The 15747-nt window shown below is 75.9% G+C and carries 16 protein-coding genes; 8 read left to right on the plus strand and 8 right to left on the minus strand.

Translation table 11 applies throughout. The features are described from left to right. Positions 1 to 287 precede the first annotated feature (287 nt). A complete protein-coding gene (locus ACFV0O_RS36140) occupies positions 288 to 1316 on the minus strand; it encodes a hypothetical protein (protein WP_380348289.1) in 1029 nt (342 codons plus the stop codon). Beyond that, positions 1313 to 2179, minus strand: coding sequence for an RNA polymerase sigma factor (locus ACFV0O_RS36145; protein WP_380348291.1), 867 nt, complete (start codon positions 2177 to 2179; stop codon positions 1313 to 1315). The genes ACFV0O_RS36140 and ACFV0O_RS36145 overlap by 4 nt, the downstream gene beginning before the upstream one ends. 453 nt (positions 2180 to 2632) lie before the next feature. Between ACFV0O_RS36145 and ACFV0O_RS36150 the strand changes: the two genes are divergently transcribed. The 4 genes from ACFV0O_RS36150 (at position 2633) to ACFV0O_RS36165 (ending at position 6080) form a co-directional block, all read left to right on the plus strand. Next, a complete protein-coding gene (locus ACFV0O_RS36150) occupies positions 2633 to 3325 on the plus strand; it encodes a hypothetical protein (protein ID WP_380348293.1) in 693 nt (230 codons plus the stop codon). Positions 3326 to 3588: 263 nt separating this feature from the next. Next, positions 3589 to 4305, plus strand: coding sequence for a VC0807 family protein (locus ACFV0O_RS36155; protein ID WP_380348295.1), 717 nt, complete (start codon positions 3589 to 3591; stop codon positions 4303 to 4305). 195 nt (positions 4306 to 4500) lie between these two features. After that, entirely contained in the window at positions 4501 to 5244 is a 744-nt protein-coding gene (locus tag ACFV0O_RS36160; protein WP_380348297.1) for a tyrosine-protein phosphatase, read from the plus strand. A 77-nt stretch (positions 5245 to 5321) separates the two neighbouring features. After that, positions 5322 to 6080 carry a Clp protease N-terminal domain-containing protein gene (locus ACFV0O_RS36165; RefSeq protein ID WP_380348299.1) on the plus strand — a complete coding sequence of 253 codons (759 nt, stop codon included), beginning with the start codon at positions 5322 to 5324 and terminating at the stop codon, positions 6078 to 6080. Between the two features lie 53 nt (positions 6081 to 6133). Here the strand turns inward: ACFV0O_RS36165 and ACFV0O_RS36170 are convergent, their stop codons facing one another. The 5 genes from ACFV0O_RS36170 to ACFV0O_RS36190 form a co-directional block, all read right to left on the minus strand. After that, a complete protein-coding gene (locus ACFV0O_RS36170; RefSeq protein WP_360252572.1) occupies positions 6134 to 6625 on the minus strand; it encodes an NUDIX hydrolase in 492 nt (163 codons plus the stop codon). Positions 6626 to 7027: 402 nt separating this feature from the next. Then, positions 7028 to 8089, minus strand: a complete 1062-nt coding sequence (locus ACFV0O_RS36175; RefSeq protein WP_380348301.1) for a sigma-70 family RNA polymerase sigma factor — start codon at positions 8087 to 8089, stop codon at positions 7028 to 7030. 86 nt (positions 8090 to 8175) lie between these two features. After that, positions 8176 to 9474, minus strand: a complete 1299-nt coding sequence (locus ACFV0O_RS36180) for a serine hydrolase domain-containing protein (RefSeq protein WP_380348303.1) — start codon at positions 9472 to 9474, stop codon at positions 8176 to 8178. Positions 9475 to 9712: 238 nt separating this feature from the next. Then, a complete protein-coding gene (locus ACFV0O_RS36185; protein WP_380348305.1) occupies positions 9713 to 9985 on the minus strand; it encodes a hypothetical protein in 273 nt (90 codons plus the stop codon). A 130-nt stretch (positions 9986 to 10115) separates the two neighbouring features. Continuing rightward, positions 10116 to 10382, minus strand: a complete 267-nt coding sequence (locus ACFV0O_RS36190; RefSeq protein ID WP_360252560.1) for a UBP-type zinc finger domain-containing protein — start codon at positions 10380 to 10382, stop codon at positions 10116 to 10118. Between the two features lie 232 nt (positions 10383 to 10614). Here ACFV0O_RS36190 and ACFV0O_RS36195 point away from each other — a divergent pair, with 232 nt between their 5' ends. After that, the gene (locus ACFV0O_RS36195; protein ID WP_380348307.1) at positions 10615 to 13275 is read left to right on the plus strand and encodes a lysylphosphatidylglycerol synthase domain-containing protein; all 2661 of its coding nucleotides are present in this window, start codon (positions 10615 to 10617) and stop codon (positions 13273 to 13275) included. A 28-nt stretch (positions 13276 to 13303) separates the two neighbouring features. Here ACFV0O_RS36195 and ACFV0O_RS36200 read toward each other — a convergent pair whose 3' ends face one another. Then, on the minus strand, positions 13304 to 13501 hold the full coding sequence (locus ACFV0O_RS36200) for a hypothetical protein (RefSeq protein WP_360252554.1): 198 nt from the start codon (positions 13499 to 13501) through the stop codon (positions 13304 to 13306). A 212-nt stretch (positions 13502 to 13713) separates the two neighbouring features. On the opposite strand from ACFV0O_RS36200, the gene ACFV0O_RS36205 reads away from it, so the two are divergent. From ACFV0O_RS36205 to ACFV0O_RS36215, 3 genes are all read left to right on the plus strand, one after another. Further along, the gene (locus tag ACFV0O_RS36205) at positions 13714 to 14181 is read left to right on the plus strand and encodes a carboxymuconolactone decarboxylase family protein (protein WP_380348309.1); all 468 of its coding nucleotides are present in this window, start codon (positions 13714 to 13716) and stop codon (positions 14179 to 14181) included. A 176-nt stretch (positions 14182 to 14357) separates the two neighbouring features. Next, a complete protein-coding gene (locus ACFV0O_RS36210) occupies positions 14358 to 15002 on the plus strand; it encodes a methyltransferase (protein WP_360252548.1) in 645 nt (214 codons plus the stop codon). Next, on the plus strand, positions 14999 to 15571 hold the full coding sequence (locus tag ACFV0O_RS36215) for a TrmH family RNA methyltransferase (RefSeq protein WP_360252545.1): 573 nt from the start codon (positions 14999 to 15001) through the stop codon (positions 15569 to 15571). The genes ACFV0O_RS36210 and ACFV0O_RS36215 overlap by 4 nt, the downstream gene beginning before the upstream one ends. Positions 15572 to 15747 lie beyond the last annotated feature (176 nt).

Consider the following 15747-nt stretch of genomic DNA (forward strand, 5'->3'; position numbering starts at 1 on the left):
GGCACCGCCGCCGGGGCGGCCCGGGGCCGGCCGGGTGGACGGTGGGCACGGGGGAGCCGACCGTCCACCCGGAGTCTTCGGGTGGTACTGCTTCCTGCCGGTACCGCGGGGCGGTGCCGGGTGGTGCGGGTGCTGCTCGGTGGTGCGGGTGCTGCTCGGTGGTGCGGGTGGGGCGTGGGGGGGGGGGGGGGGGCCCCCGGGGGGGGGGCGGGCGCCCCCCCCCCCGGGGGGGGGGGGGCGCCGCCCCGGGGGCGGGGCCCCCCCCCCCCCCCCCGGAGTTCAGGGGGTCACCTCTCGGGTGACTGGCCGTTCCCGGAGCGGTCCGGTTTGCTCGGTCGGACGTCCGGCACGGTGGGTGCGACCGGCGGAGTCGGCAGCGGCACTCCGGCCTTGCCCGGCTTGGCGTCGCCGCCGCCGGTGTCCCCGCCACTGCTGCCGCCGTTCCTGCCGCCGTCGGTGTTCCCCTTGCCGGAGCCGGAGCCCGTGCTCGGAGTGGCACCGGTGCGGCCGGGGTCGCGCGGCTGCGCGGTGCCGCCCTGGTGGTCGTCGCCCCCCTCGTCGAGCGCCTCGCCGCAGAAGTCGGCCACCTTGTCCGCGCCGCCGGCCGCCGTGACCAGCGGGCCGTAGAGCGGATCGGCGGCCAGTCGGCCCGGGCGCTCGCCCTTGGCCACCCGGTCGGCGAAGCCGCGGCAGAGGCCGAGCAGCGCGGGCGGGACGGCCGGACGGTCACCGCGGCCCCCGGCCGACGGGTCGCCGGGGGTCGCGGTGCCGGACGGGGCGGCCGTCTGCGGGCCGGCGGACGGACGGGCCGACCCGGACGCCGGGGCGAACGGTGCACCGGCGGCCGGGGAACGACCGGCCGAGGCACCCGGTGAGGTGCCGAGGACGCCGCCCTGGGCCGCGACCGTGTGCTCCGGCTCGGTCGGGCCGCCACCCAGCCCGGACGGCAGGTTGCCGGTACCGGCGGCGACCGCGACCCCGCACAGCGCGGTGGCGCCGAGCACGGCGGCAGCGGCCTTCGTGCTGAAGGCCCTGGCCAGCGCGGCGGTTGCCATCGATCGTCTCCGGACGGGGGTCACTACGGGTTCGGGTGTGAGACTCGCCTCCCGGAACGCGGCCAGGGCGGCCTCCTCCCCGGCCAGTTCTCCGGCCGTCGCGGGAGCGGCGGCCGCGGCGAGCACCCGGGCGAGCTGCCCGGGACCGCCGTCCGGTCCGGTGAGCGAGGCGTCCTGCCCGGCCGACGGGGCGGCCACGGCACCGCCGAGCAACTGCTCGGCGGCATCACGGTCGATCCGACGGGATCGGTTGGTGCTCATCTCATGTCCTTCAGCGTCGCGGCCGGGCGTTCTGTCACACCCTGCGGAGAACTTTTTCTCGCGGCTTTCCCCGCGGGTCGCCCGGAGTCCTTGCCCGCGCTCGTTCCGGCCGTGTTCCCGGCCGACCGGTCCCCCGTGGAACCGCCCGCCGGACCGGCCGGCGCACCGCCCGTCCGCGCCGACGGGATGCCGTCCCCGGAGACGAACGGCTGCTCCAGCAGCTTGGCCAGCCGCCGCAGCCCCCGGTGGGCGGCCATCCGGACGCTGCCCGCCCGCTTGCCGAGCACCTGGGCGGCGCTCTCCGCGTCCAGCTCCATGACCACCCGCAACAGCACCGCCTCGGCCTGGTCGCGCGGCAGCCGGGAGATCAGCGCCAGCGCGTCGGCGGTGCCGACCGTGGTCAGCGCGGCGCCCGCGGTGTCGTCCCCGGCCGCCAGTTCGACGAGGTACTCGAAAGGCAGGTCGGCGACCGGACGGCGGCGGCGGGCGCGCAGGTGGTCGAGCGCCCGGTGGCGGGCGACGGTCGCCGCCCAGCCGCGGAAGCCGTCCCCGTCTCCGGAGAAGCCCCGCAGGTCACGGGCGATCTGCAGCCAGGTCTCCGAGGCGATGTCCTCGGCGTCCTGCATGTCCTCCGGCCGGCCGCCGACCAGCACCCGCAGGTAGCGCAGCAGGCCCGGCTGGACGGTCCGGAACAGCAGCCGGAAGGCCTCCTCGTCCCCGCCCTGCGCGGCACGGACCGCCTCGGACAGGTCCGCCGGAGCGGCCGGTTCCGGTGGTGGGCCGGTGGTCGGTACTGGTCCGGACCGGCCGACTGGGCTGCCGGTGCCCGCTCCGGGGCGCTCTGCACTCTGCACCCGCCACATGATGCGCCATTCGGGGCGACGGGTCGGCTCCGGTCGAAGGACCGGCCCGCACGGGGCGAAGGTCCCGGGCACCACTGCCGTTCGCCCGCAGACCGGTCGGGCCCCCACCGCCTACGTTGTCCGTAGGCGAATCAGTCCGGGCCGCCGTCCGACCGGTCTCGGGGACCGACGACGTGCCCCGCCGAGCCGACCCGCCGCACGACCGGACCGACCGGACGCGGCCCCGCCCGACGCGACCCGCCGCACGCCTCGACGCACGGGCGGCCGGCCCGCTCCGGGCCGACCGGCCCACCCGGCCCCCGGCCCCCGGCCCGGAGCGTGCCGGTTCCGAAGGGATCGACAGGGATCGACGCCACGAGGACCGGCCGACGGGCCTCCGGGGTACCAGCGACGGGTACCACCCCAACCCGTGGACGGGCGCTCGTCCACGGGCACGACCAGCAGGGACGAACGATGACGACTGCCCACGAGCTCCACGCGAGGGGACTGCGCGAGCACCTCGCGCCCGCCCTGCGCGCCCTGGGCCTCACCGGGTGGCGCCGGACCTTCGTCCTCCCGGACGACACCCACTGGATGCTGCTCGGCCTGGTCGAGCGGCCCGCCGCCGACCGGGTGCCCTTCACCTTCGACCTCAGCCTGGTCCGCCGCGCCGACTGGACCGCCGCCGGCCTGCCGGGCCACCGGCCCGACCCGCGCGTCCGCCACGGCGTCGAGACCTGGCGGGCCCGGATCGGCGAGGTGCTCCCGGTCGGCGAGGACGTCTGGTGGGAGGTGCTGCCCGGACGGCGCTGGCGGCTCCCGCTGGACGACGCCGTCGCGGCCGTCCGGCACCACGGCCTGCCGGAGCTGCGCCGCCGGGCCGAGTCCGACCGCACCCGCACCGGGGAGACCTACCTCTCCCCCGCGGAACTGGAGGAGGTCAACGCCGCGCTGCTGACCGCCTCGGTGCCCCGGGTGCGGCGCGCCGAGCTGGCCGACGGGGCGCTGGTGCTGACCGGTGCCTGGACCCGGGGCGACGCCGTCGCCCGGACCGTCCTGGCCGGGGCCGCACGGGGCTTCCTGTCCGCCGGGGACGAGCGGTACGACACCGTCCGCTGCCGGGACAGCCTGGGCCGCGAACTGTGGACCTTCCCGGCCGCCGGCTAGGTCCTGCGGACGGCCAGGACCCGCGGGCGGCCAGGACCCGCGGGCGGCACCGGCGGAGGTGCCGCGGGCGGCCAGGAGCCACGGGCGGCGGACCGCCGACCGCCGGAAACCCGCAGGTCGGAGGCGGTGTCACGACGCGCACCATGACAGCTGTCACGCGGATCCCGCAACGGACGGCACTGCTCTGACGGAGGGTCGGACGGAAAGACTGGAGGCACGACGCGGGCAGCAGCCCGCGGCCACCAGCCGGGGAGGAACCCACCGTGAGCCAGACCGTCAGCGCCGAAGCCGTCACCACCGCCGTCGCCGCTCCCGCCAAGGCCCCCAACCCGCTGGTCTCCGGCCTCCGCCCGCTGGCCCTCGACGTGGCCGCCCCGATGGCCGGCTACTACCTGCTGCACTCCGTCTGCGGCCTCAGCGAGTTCGCCGCGCTGGCCTGGAGCAGTGCCTTCCCGGCCGCCCGCACCGTCGTCGGCCTGCTGAGCGAGCGCAAGCTCAACCTGTGGGCCGCGCTGATGCTGGCCGTCAACCTGGCCGGCCTGGCGCTGACCTTCGTCACCGGCGACGCCCGGCTCATGATCGCCAAGGACGGCGCCCTGAGCGGCACGGTGGCGCTGGCGATCCTGGCCTCCGCCCTGATCGGCCGCCCGGTGATGAGTTCGGTGCTGATGCCCTTCCTCACCAAGGGGAACCGGGCCCGCGCCGCCGCCTGGCAGCGGCTGGCCGGGGGCCGGGCGGCCGCGTCGAGGTCCTTCCGCCGCCACGAGCGCCTGTTCTCGGGCATCTGGGGCACCGCGCTGCTGGCCGAGTGCGCGGCCCGGGTGGTCGGCGCCTTCACCCTGCCGGTGTCGACCATGGCCTGGCTGTCCACCGTGTTCCTGCTCGGCGCGATCCTGGCCGGTTCGCTGCTCGGCCGGATCGCCGCCGACCCGATGGAGAAGCTGGTCAGCGCCGAGACCGGGGCCCCGACCGCCGCCTGAGCACCGCCCCGGCCGGCACCGGACACCACCCCCGCCGACGCCCGCGCGCCGCCCCGCCGACACCACGGCCCCGCCCGGCCGGCACCTGAACGACCGGTTCCGAGGACTCGAACGGACAGGAACCATACGGATCTCCCGGGAGTCCTTGCATAACGAGGGGGTAACGGTACCCCCGACGAGGAAACGGGGAGTCCCATGAACCGGACGACGGACGCGCTGACCACCACCGAGGACCGCACCCTCGTCTGGGACGGCTGCCTGAACGTCCGCGACCTGGGCGGGCTGCCCACCGCCGCCGGCCGGCTCACCGCCCGCCGCGCGATGGTCCGGGCGGACAACCTGGACCGCCTCACCGCCGAGGGCTGGGAGGCCCTCCTCGACCACGGCGTCCGCACCGTGATCGACCTGCGTGACGCCGAGGAGTACAAGCCGCTCCTCCCGCTCCCCGAGGGCGTCGACCTGGTCCGCGTCCCGCTGGACGAACTGGCCGGCCCCGTCTGGTGGGAGGCCCACGGCCGGCTGGACGGCACCCCGCTCGCGCTCCGCCCGTACCTGGACCACTGCCCGCACGCCGCCGCCGCGCTGATCGCCGCGATCGCCGGCGCCCGCCCCGGCGGCGTGGTCGTGCACTGCGGCGCCGGCCGTGACCGCACCGGCCTCGCCGCCCTGCTGCTGCTCGCCCTGGCCGGGGTCGACCGGGCCGCGATCGCCGAGGACTACCTGCTGAGCGACCCCAACGTCCGTCCGCTGTACGGAATTCTGGGCCTGCCGGACCCCTACCGCCGGATCGACGCGGTGCTCGCCGAGGCCGGCACCACCTCCGAGGCCGCCCTGGAGGCCGCGCTCGACGGCTTCGACCCGGTCGGCTACCTGCTCGCCGCGGGCGTCACGCCCGACCGGATCGCCGCCGTTCGCGACCGGCTGCTGCCCGGCGCGTAAGGCGGGCCGACGGAAGCTCCACGACAATCGTCAACCGATGGTTGACGACCCTCGGGTCGACAACCTACGGTTGACGCATGGAGAATCCCGTTGTTCCCACCAGCACTCCCCTGCGCCTCGACGACCTGATCGCCGCGATCAAGACCGTCCACACCGACGCGCTGGACCAGCTCTCGGACGCGGTCATCGCCGCGGACCACCTCGGCGAACTCGCCGACCACCTGATCGGCCACTTCGTCGACCAGGCCCGGCGCTCCGGCGCCTCCTGGACCGACATCGGCCGCAGCATGGGCGTCAGCAAGCAGGCCGCCCAGAAGCGCTTCGTCCCCAAGGACCCGGCCACCACGGCCGACCTCGACCCCAGCCAGGGGTTCAGCCGGTTCACCCCCCGGGCCCGCAGCGTCGTGGTGGCCTCGCAGGAGGAGGCCCGGAAGGCCGGCAACGCCGAGATCACCACGGAGCACCTGCTGCTCGGCCTGCTCGCCGAACCCGAGGGCATCGGGATGAAGGCGCTCACCGCCCAGGGCGTCACCCCGGAGGCCCTGCGGGCCGCTGCGGCCGCCGCCCTGCCGGCCGGCGTCGACGAGCTGCCCGCGCTGATCCCCTTCGACGCCGGGAGCAAGAAGGTGCTGGAGCTGACCTTCCGCGAGGCGCTCAAGCTCGGGCACAACTACGTCGGCACCGAGCACATCCTGCTCGCCCTGCTGGAGCAGGACGACCGCAAGGGCGTCCTCACCGCGCTCAAGGTCGACAAGTCCGAGGCGGAGACCTTCGTCTCGGAGGCCATCGCCGCCCTCATCGCCGCCCGGACCGCGGAGTCCGAGCAGCAGGACTGAGTCCCCGCGCCGCGCCCCGGACGGAACCCCCGCCCGGGGCACGGCACTTCGGGCTAGAACCCGGAGACGCGGGTGGTGACGATCCGGACCCGGCCGTCCACGGCCGACTCCAGCGCCGCCCGCAGCCGGGCCGAACGGGCCGGGCCGAGCAGCTCCAGCGCCTCCTCGACCGGCGCCCAGCGGTGGTCGTCCAGCTCGCCGGCCGGGACGGTCACGGGGGTGCCGTCCGGGACGGTGCCGAAGTCGAACATGAGGTGCTCGGCGGGGTGGTCGAGCTCGCCCGAGGGGTGGGTCCAGGAGATGGCCAGCAGCTCGCCCGTCTCCCGGACCAGACCGGTCTCCTCCTCCAGCTCCCGCTTGGCGCACTCGACCGGGCCCTCGCCGAGGTCGATCGTGCCGCCGGGGAACTGCCAGTGCTCGCGGTAGCCGGCCTTCACGATCAGGACCCGGCCGGACTCGTCCCGGAGCAGGCAGCCCGCCGCCGCGTAGATCCTGGGCAGGGACGCCAGCCATTCCTCGCGGGACTTCAAGGGCTCAGCCGTCACGGTGTTCCTCCTGGGTCGGGTGGGTGCGACGGTCCCACTCTGCCACCGGACTTCGGGCGGGCCGGTGCGGGCCGACGCAGGCCGGTACGAACCCATCCGGGCCGGTGCGGGCCGACGCAGGCCGGTACGAACCCGTCCGGGCCGATGCGGGCCGCACCGATGAGTCGGCGCCGTCGCGACGGTCCAACCCGCATGACCACCACCACCGGAACCACCGAAGGCACCACACCGAGCACGGCCGTAGTGACCTGCGACCTCGGCGCACTGACCGCCCCCGACCTGGCCGTCGTCGACGCGCTCGCCCGGCTGCGGCTCGCCGCCGGCCGCCACGGGGTGGGCGTGGTGCTGCTGAACGCGAGCGGCCCGCTGCGCGAACTGCTCGCGTTCAGCGGGCTCTCGGCGCTACTGCCGGACGCCGCCGGTCCGTTCGGCCCGGACGGGCTCCTCGGCCTCCGACTCCCCGACGCCGAACTGCCCGACGCCCGGTTGCCCGGCGGCGAGCCGGGGCGGCAGACCGAACAGCGGGAAGAGCACGTCCGTGTCGAGGAAGTTGGTGAACCCGGTGAGCCGGCCCGCTGACACCTCCGGCACGATCAGCGCCCACGGCTCGTGCCCGCCCCCCGGGCTCGGCCGGTACTGGGCGAAGGCCGGGCCGCCGTTGGCCGTCACCGGGACGAGTCGGGAGCCGCGGCAGCCGTTCCCGGGGCCGAGCATCCAGGCCCGGAGCTCGTCCTGGCCCTGCAGCCACATCGCGAACGGCGGCATGTTGAGCGTGACGTCCTCGTGCAGCAGCGCCGTCAGGCCGTCCATGTCGTAGGCCTCGAAGGCGCGGACGTAGCGGTCCAGCAGCGCGCGGTGGTCCTCGTCCAGGGCGGGGGCCGGCCGGGCGGCCGGGGCGTCCGCGGCGAGCACCGCACGGGCGCGCTGCAGCGCGCTGTTGACCGAGGCCACCGTGACGCCGAGGAGTTCGGCCACCTCGGCGGCCTTCCAGCCCAGCACCTCGCGCAGGATCAGCACCGCGCGCTGCCGGGGCGCGAGCCGCTGCAGCACGGCCACGAACGCGAGCTTCACGGACTCGCGCTGGGCGGCCACCTCGGCCGGGTCCCCCGTCTCGGGCAGCACCCGGCCGTCCGGTGCGGGGCCGATCCAGGTCACCTCGGGCAGCTGGGCGTCGTGCGCCGTGGCCACCGTGACCGGGCCCGCCAGGTCCATCGGGCGGGCCCGGGCGTTGCGGCCGTTCAGCGCGTCCAGGCAGACGTTGGTGGCGATGCGGTACAGCCAGGAGCGCAGCGCGGCCCGGCCCTCGAAGCCCCGGTGTCCGCGCCAGGCCCGGACCATGGTCTCCTGCACCGCGTCCTCGGCCTCGAAGACCGAGCCGAGCATCCGGTAGCAGTAGCCGGTGAGTTCGGTCCGGTACCGCTCCAGCTGGAGCTCGACCGGCTCCTCCGTGATCACGTCGGCCATCGTGCGCCCCCGTCGTCCTGCCGTGCCCTGGTGAACGGGACGAACCTAGCGCAGGGCACCGACGGTCGGGCCCGCCGCGCTGCGGCTCACCGCGTCCCGTACGCCTGGCCGGAGCCGAAGCCGGTGGTCACCAGCTTCCACAGGGTGGGGAACTCCCCGCCGGTGATGCCGGTCGGGTTGAGCCCGACGACGAGGGTGCGGGAGAGGTCGCGGGTGGCGAAGACGCCGCTGCTGTAGCCGGGGCGGGAGCCGTTCTTGCCCCAGACCTCGGTGCCGTTCGGCAGGACGGTCCGCAGCAGGCCCGCGGTGCTGTAGCAGGCGTGGCCGGCGGTCGGGCCGATCTCGCAGTTCTTGTTGTGGCTGTTCGGCAGGTCGGGGACGGCGAACACCTCGGCCTGCTGGGCGGGCGGCAGCAGCCGGCCGCGGTAGAGCGCTTCGAAGAACCGCTCCAGGTCGGCGGCGGAGGAGATCATGCCGCCCTCGGCCCACGGGTACGGGCTCTGCTCGGTGACGTCCACCCGGGTGGTGCTGCCGTCGGCGGCGCGGACGTCCACGTAGCCGTGGGTGTGCGGGCCGCGGACGGTCAGGTCGTCGGCGTCCGGGACGTAGGTGGCGTGCAGGCCCAGCGGACCGGTGATGCGCCGGCGGACCTGGTCGGCGAAGGTGTCGCCGCTGACCTTCTCGATCACCATCGCGGCGACGAAGTAGTTGTTGCCGTTGTACTGCTGGGCGGTGCCGGGGGCGAAGTTCATCGGCTGGGTGAGCATGTCGGCGACCACCTGCTCGGGGCTGAAGTACTCCGCCTTGTGCGCGGCGAACCACGCCGTGCTGCCGTCGCCGGAGGTCATCCCGCCGCCACCGGGCAGGCCGCTGGTGTGGTTGAGCAACTGCCGCACGGTGACCGCCGGGTAGTCGGCCGGCAGCAGCCCGGGCAGGTAGCGCTGGACGGTGCCGTCCAGGTCGACCTCGCCCTCGGCGGCGAGCTGGAGCATCACGGTCGAGGTGAACACCTTGGAGATGCTGCCGATCCGGAACCGGGCGTCCGCCGGGACGTCCCCGCCCGAGGTGCCGCGCCACCGGGCGCCCGGGCCGTCGACCCGGACCAGTGCGCCGGTGATGTCGGCGGGCAGGGTGTCGAGGGTCCTCGCGAGCGACTGCCGGTCCAGCGGTCCCGGGCGGACGGCCGGGGAGGCCGGGGAAGCCGGGGAAGCCGGGGAAGCCGAAGCAGCCGGGTAGGCCGGAGCAGCGGCGACGGTGCCGGTTCCGGTGCCGCCCGGGGGCGCGTCGGCGGCCAGCGCCGGGGCCGCGGTGCCGACCGTGACGGCGAGCAGCGCGCCGGCTGCGACGATGACGGGCCAACGGCTGCTGCGGGGCGGGGTGTTCATCCGGCTTCTCTCCCGTGACGGCTCGCCCGGGAAGCGTCGGACCGCCCCTGCGGCGGCCCGCCCGGACGGCGGCGGTTCTGACGGGAGAGAGTCTTCGGGAGGGCGCCCGGCGGTGACATCCGGGACATCCCCCGAACCGGCCCTGAGACGAGCCCCGACAACGCCCCTGACCACGCGTCAGGGGTGGGCGCCGGGGTTCGGCGCCCACCCCTCGGTGGCACGGCGGGCCGGGCGGCGATCAGTGGGCGGAGTGCTTCTCCGCGCCGCGGTGCCGGTGCCCCTTGAGTTCGGCGTGCATCGCCGGGGCGGAGTGCGCGGTGGTGGCGGGCGTGTCGCGCCCGCCGTGGCGGAACGCATCGTCGGTGCCGTACCCGGCGCCGGCGGAGGACGTCGCACCGGTGCGCAGCTTCGGCGCGATCCGGACGGGCGGGCTCGCCATGCCGCGGCGTTCCAGCAGTTCCTGGGTGCCCTGGCGGAGCTGGGCGGTGCTGCCCGGTGTTCGCTTGGTCATCGTCGGCCTCCCTTCGGCGGTCACCGGCCGGACGGGTGTCGGCCGGAGGGCCGCGCGGGCGTCATGTCCGGATTTTATCGGGCCGACGTGCCCGCGCCACCGGGAGCGCCGACGGCGGACGCGCCCCGCCTCAGCCCATGACCTCGTGGACGAAGCACCAGCGCCAGTCCTCCCCCGGCTCGTAGGAGCGGATCACCGGGTGGGAGGTGTTGTGGAAGTGCGCGGTGGCGTGCCGCTGCGGCGAGAAGTCGCAGCAGCCGATGTGACCGCAGTCCAGGCAGATCCGCAGGTGCACCCAGTCCCGGCGGCCCTGCGCGAGGCAGTCGGCGCAGCCGCCTGCGGGCGGGAGGGGCTCGATGTCCTGAGGAGCCAGAGCGAGGTCTTCGCAGGCGCTCATGAGTGCAGGCTAAGCCGCCCGGGGCCGTCCCGCCCGCCCACCGCCCGGCCCACGACGCGACCACCGGCGACCCGCTGCCGTGCGCCGTCGCCGCCCCGGCCCGGCGACCCGCACCGCCCGGCCACCCCGCACACCCGGCCGCCCCGCGCACCCCGCGGACGCGACCGGCCCCGCGGCGGCCCCTCCGGCGTCCCCGCTCCGCGCCCGCGGACGACGTGGGAGCATGCCATCCGTGGCGATCGTGACGGGGAGAACGAACGGCGACACCGACGGGGGCGACACCGGCGGTGCGTCCGCGCGGTCGGACGGACCGGCCGGAACGGCGGGCAGCAGCCCGGCGGGCACCGGCACCGGCGGCATACCCGCGCAGACCGGCCCCGGCCGGTCCCCGGCCCACCCGGCACCCGTCACCGGCCGGATCCGGCAGCCCGTCGCGCTGATCCGGCTGCTCGGCGGTCTGTTCGCCGCCGCCCTCACCCTGCTGCTCGCCGACTACGCCCGCGCCACCACCGGCGGTATCGCCGCCGACGTCGCCGAGGCCGCCTCCCTGGTGCCGCGGCCGCTGGCGAGCCTGGCGGGCGGGCTCACCACCGCCGCCGTCCTGCTGCTGCCGGTCGGCCTCGCCGTCCGCCGCCTGCTCGGACCCGACCGGCGCCGCGCCCTCCAACAGGTCTCCGACGGGCTGCTCGCCGCCGTCCTCGCCTACGGCGCCACCCTCGGCGTGGACCTGTGGGCCGACGGCCTCGCCCCGCACTCGCTGCTCACCGCGCTCACCCAGCCGCTGCCGGGCGAGGTCCTCGGGCGCACCGAACCGGTCTACGGCTACCTCGCCCCGGTCCTCGCCTTCATGACCGCCTCGGGCAGCCGCGAACGCCGCCTGCCCTGGAGCGTCCTCGCCCTCTACGGCCTCGCCGGACTCGCCGGCGGCTTCGCCACCCCCACCGCGCTGCTGCTCGGCCTGCTGATCGGCTGGACCGGCGCCCACGGCACCCTGTACGCCGTCGGCACCCCCGACCCCTGCCCCCGGCCCGGCGAGATCCTGCGCGCCCTGCGCGAGAGCGGCCTGCGCCCGGTCGAGGCCCACCCGACCGGACCGGACCGCTACCGGGTCCGGCAGGCCGACGACCGCCCCGAACTCGACGTCCAGCTCCTCGACCGGCAGGCCGTCACCGCCGCCGCCGTCCGGCGCGCCTGGCGCCGGCTGCGGCTGCACACCGCCCCCGACCCCCGGGTGCTGCGCTCCCCGCGCACCGGGCTGGAGCACGAGGCCCTGGTCACGTACGCGGCCCTGGCCGCCGGCGTCCGCACCCGCGACATCGCCGCCACCGCCGGCCTCGGCCAGGACACCGCCCTCATCGCGTACCGGCGGCTGCCCGGCCGCACGCTGGACCAGCTCGCCGACGAGGAGATCACCGACGCGCTGCTCACCGACGCCTGGGGCCAGCTCGCCCTGCTCCAGCGCCGCGAGATCGCCCACCGCGCCCTCGTCCCCTCCTCCCTGCTGGTCGACGACGCGGGCACGGTGCACCTGGTCGACTTCGCCGACGGCGACATCGCCGCCACCGAACTCGTCCTGCGCTGCGACGTCGCCCAGCTCCTCACCACCCTCGCGCTGCGCACCGGCGCGGCCCGCTCGGTCCGCACCGCCACCGCGGTCCTCGGCCCCGACCCGGTCGACGCGGCCCTCCCCCTCCTCCAGCCCATCGCCCTCACCCACACCACCCGCCGCGCCCTCAAGCTCCACGCGAAACGGGCCGGCGCGCCCGCAACCGTCGAGGGCCCGCCCGCCCCGGGGACGGCGGCCGGCGCCGTGCCCGCGCCCCGGCGCGGTGCCCCCGACGGCGCCGCGACCGACGGCCCCGCCGCCGACGGCCCCGGGCCGGGCGGGCTGCTGGAGGAGATCCGGGCGGAGGCGCTGCGGGCCCGGCCGCAGGTGGTGGGGCGGCCGGTGCGGCTGGAGCGGCTGCGGCCGCGGACGCTGCTGGCGGTCGTGGGCGGGGTGGTGGCCGGGTGGCTGCTGATCCCGCAGTTGTTCGCGGCGGAGGACAATCCGGTCTCCGCCCTGGCGGACGCCGACCCGTGGTGGCTGCTGCTGGCGCTGGTCGCGGCGGCGACCAGCCACGTCACGGCGGCGATGGGCTTCGTCGGCTTCGTCCCGGAGCGGCTGGACTTCCGCAACGCGGTGCTGGCCCAGCTGGCCGGGTCGTTCGTGAAGCTGGTGTCGCCCGGCGGGGTCGGCGGGGTCGCGCTGAACACCCGCCTGCTGCAGCGGGCCGGGATCCCGACGGCGCAGGCGCTGTCCAGCGTCGGCGTCGGGACGATGATCGGACTGGTGCTGCACCTGCTGCAGCTGGGGGCCTTCGTCTACCTGCTGGACATGCAGCCGGGCGGCTCCGAGCTGGACGCGCTGCCCGCGGTGGTGGGCGGACTGGCGGGGGCGGCGGCGCTGCTGGCGGTGGTGTCGGCGATCCCGGTGGCCCGGCGCTGGCTGGCGGCCCGGCTGCGGCCGCTGACCACCGAGGTGCTGCCCCGGCTGCTGGACCTGCTGCGCAGCCCGGCCCGGCTGGCGGTCGGGGTGACCGGGCAGCTGCTGGTGTCGATCTGCCTGATCTCCTGCCTGTACTGCTGTGCCCGCGCGATCGGGCGGGAGCCGTCCTTCGCCTCGGTCGCGGTGGTGTTCCTGGTGGGCAACGCGGCGGGCAGCGCGGCGCCGACCCCGGGCGGGGCCGGCGCGGTGGACGGGGCGCTGATCACGCTGCTGCAGCAGACCGCGTCGATGGAGAAGGGCGGCGCGCTGGCGGCGGTGGCGCTGTACCGGCTGCTGACGCTGATCCTGCCGGTGCTGCCGGGCTGGGCGGCGATGGCCTGGCTGCAGCGCCGCCGCGCGCTGTGAGCCCGGGGGGCCCGCGGCGCGGGCCGGCTCACTCCCGGTACTCGTCCTCGTCGAGCTGGACCACCCTGGCCTGCTCCGCGACGTCCGCGACGTCGGTGGCCGGGTCGGCACCGAGGGCGCGGCGCTCGGCGACCTCGTCGTACTCGTCGGACCGGGGCGCCTCCTCGTCGGGCTCCACGGTCTCGGCGGTCTCGTCGATCAGGTACTCCTCGTGATCCTGCGGCATGGCATCCGTCCTCACTGTTCGGAAGCTCCCCGCGATCCGGGTGGCGGTACTGGCAGTATCCGCCGCCCGGGGTCCGGACGCGAAGCGCCGGGGCCGCCCCGGCGTGTTGCCGGAGGGCGCGCGCCCACCCGGCCCGCCCTGCCGATTGACCCACGAAATACGCCACTCAATGGCCCAGGGAGCGGGTTCATTCCGCCCCTAGGGTCGACGGCATGACGACGAACGAGACCACCGGGACCCCCGCCCGCCTCGACTACGCCCGCACCGTCCCGAAGGTCTTCCGCGCGATGATCGCCCTGGACGCCGCCGCCCGTGCGGGCCTGGACCCGGCACTGGTCGAACTCGTCCAGATGCGCACCTCCCAGCTGAACGGCTGCGCGTACTGCCTCGACATGCACGCGAAGGACGCCCGCAAGGCCGGCGAGTCCGACGAGCGGATCCATCTGCTGCCGGTCTGGCCGGAGGCCCCGGCCGGGGTGTACAGCGCGGGCGAGCGGGCCGCCCTGGCACTCGCGGAGGAGATCGCGCGGATCGGCGGCGGGGTGTCGGACGCGGTGTACGCCCGGGCCGCCGCGCACTTCACCGAGGCCGAGCTGGCGCAGCTGATCTCGGTCTGCTTCGCCGTCAACGCCTGGAACCGCATCAACGTGGCCACCCGCAAGAGTCCCGGCAGCGCCTGACCGGACGGCCCGCGCGGAGCACCGTCCGCCACGTCGCGCGCGGGGTCGGGCACGGCACCGGCCGGTGGCCCGCGCGGAACGCCGCCCAGGCCGCCGGGGGTACGATCGGTGCCGTACAAAGGGCTTACCCACACCCACCCGGTGGCCCCGAGGCCCATACGAACGACGGGGAACGCATGTCCGGCTCGCACTACTTCACCGGTGCACCCGAGGTCGCCAGCGACCGCCGGCCGATCACGGTGTCCCTGCCGGACCTGACCCTGGAACTGACCACCGACGCCGGGGTGTTCTCCCGCGACCGGCTCGACCCGGGCACCCGGATCCTGCTGGAGAACGCCCCGCAGCCGCGGGTGCGCGGTCCGATCCTGGACGTCGGCTGCGGCTACGGCCCGATCGCGCTCACCTGGGCGACCCGGCGCAAGCGGCTGCCGGTCTGGGCGGTGGACGTCAACGAGCGCGCCCTGGAGCTGGTGCGGCTGAACGCCGGGGCGCTGGGGCTGGGCAACGTGCAGGCCGCGCTGCCCGACGACGTCCCGGAGGACGTCCGGTTCGCGACGATCTACTCCAACCCGCCGATCCGGATCGGCAAGGCGGCACTGCGCCGCCTGCTGACCCACTGGCTCGGCCGGCTGACCCCGGACGGCTCGGCGTTCCTCGTGGTGCAGAAGCACCTGGGCTCGGACTCGCTGCAGAAGTGGCTGAACGACCAGGGCTACCCGACGACCCGGGTCACCTCGGTCAACGGGTTCCGGATTCTGGAAGCGCGGCCCCGCCCCGAGGTGGGCGAGGGCCCGGAGAATGGACGAGGTACGACGTCGTGAAGCAGCTGCGCGGGACCGAACTGAAGCGTCTGCACCGCTCGTGGCGGCGCAGCAACGAGTTCCGGCTCGCGATGATCCTGGAGAACCTGCAGTCGCCGTTCAACGTCGGCTCGGTGGTCCGGACCGGCGCGGCGATGGGCGCCGAGAAGCTGTACCTGGCCGGGGACACCCCGTCGGTGCGCTCGTCCGGCGCGCAGAAGGCCGCGATGGGCACCGACAAGTACCTGAAGGTGGAGCACTTCCCGACCGTCGCCGAGGCGGTGGCCGCGGCGAAGGCGGACGGCTTCAAGGTGGTCGGCCTGGAACTGGCCGACGAGGCGGTGCCGATGTTCGCCGCCGAGCTCACCCCGGCGGTGGCGTTCGTGCTCGGGCACGAGGACCGCGGGATCACGCCCGACGCGCTGGCGCTCTGCGACCAGGTGGTGTTCGTGCCGCAGCTGGGCCGGGTCGGCTCGCTGAACGTGTCGGCGGCCGCGACGGTGGCCTGCTACGAGGCGCGCCGGCAGGGGTACGCGATCAGCGGCACGCCGGACGGCGACCTCGGGGGCGACCTCGGCGACGAGGACTGACGCGGGTGAACGGCGGGAGGGGTGTGCCGAAAGGCCCACCCCTCCCGCCGTGTGGGGGGCGGTACCCCCCGGCTGACGTGCCGACCGCCGAATTTGGGGTAGCAACCCCCCCGCGGCCCAAGAGGGGGGTGGCGCAACACCGCGCACCACCCCGACCACACAGAAACCCCCGCGCC

Source organism: Kitasatospora sp. NPDC059577, assembly GCF_042735475.1.
Classification (GTDB): Bacteria; Actinomycetota; Actinomycetes; order Streptomycetales; family Streptomycetaceae; genus Kitasatospora.

Excerpts from the sequence above, each read along its gene's own strand:
- ACFV0O_RS36190 (WP_360252560.1), bottom strand. The coding sequence starts at position 10,382 with ATGAGCGCCTGCGAAGACCTCGCTCTGGCTCCTCAGGACATCGAGCCC.
- ACFV0O_RS36140 (WP_380348289.1), bottom strand. The coding sequence starts at position 1,316 with ATGAGCACCAACCGATCCCGTCGGATCGACCGTGATGCCGCCGAGCAG.
- ACFV0O_RS36160 (WP_380348297.1), top strand. The coding sequence starts at position 4,501 with ATGAACCGGACGACGGACGCGCTGACCACCACCGAGGACCGCACCCTC.
- ACFV0O_RS36185 (WP_380348305.1), bottom strand. The coding sequence starts at position 9,985 with ATGACCAAGCGAACACCGGGCAGCACCGCCCAGCTCCGCCAGGGCACC.
- ACFV0O_RS36175 (WP_380348301.1), bottom strand. The coding sequence starts at position 8,089 with ATGGCCGACGTGATCACGGAGGAGCCGGTCGAGCTCCAGCTGGAGCGG.
- ACFV0O_RS36145 (WP_380348291.1), bottom strand. The coding sequence starts at position 2,179 with ATGTGGCGGGTGCAGAGTGCAGAGCGCCCCGGAGCGGGCACCGGCAGC.
- ACFV0O_RS36180 (WP_380348303.1), bottom strand. The coding sequence starts at position 9,474 with ATGAACACCCCGCCCCGCAGCAGCCGTTGGCCCGTCATCGTCGCAGCC.
- ACFV0O_RS36150 (WP_380348293.1), top strand. The coding sequence starts at position 2,633 with ATGACGACTGCCCACGAGCTCCACGCGAGGGGACTGCGCGAGCACCTC.
- ACFV0O_RS36200 (WP_360252554.1), bottom strand. The coding sequence starts at position 13,501 with ATGCCGCAGGATCACGAGGAGTACCTGATCGACGAGACCGCCGAGACC.
- ACFV0O_RS36205 (WP_380348309.1), top strand. The coding sequence starts at position 13,714 with ATGACGACGAACGAGACCACCGGGACCCCCGCCCGCCTCGACTACGCC.
- ACFV0O_RS36210 (WP_360252548.1), top strand. The coding sequence starts at position 14,358 with ATGTCCGGCTCGCACTACTTCACCGGTGCACCCGAGGTCGCCAGCGAC.
- ACFV0O_RS36165 (WP_380348299.1), top strand. The coding sequence starts at position 5,322 with ATGGAGAATCCCGTTGTTCCCACCAGCACTCCCCTGCGCCTCGACGAC.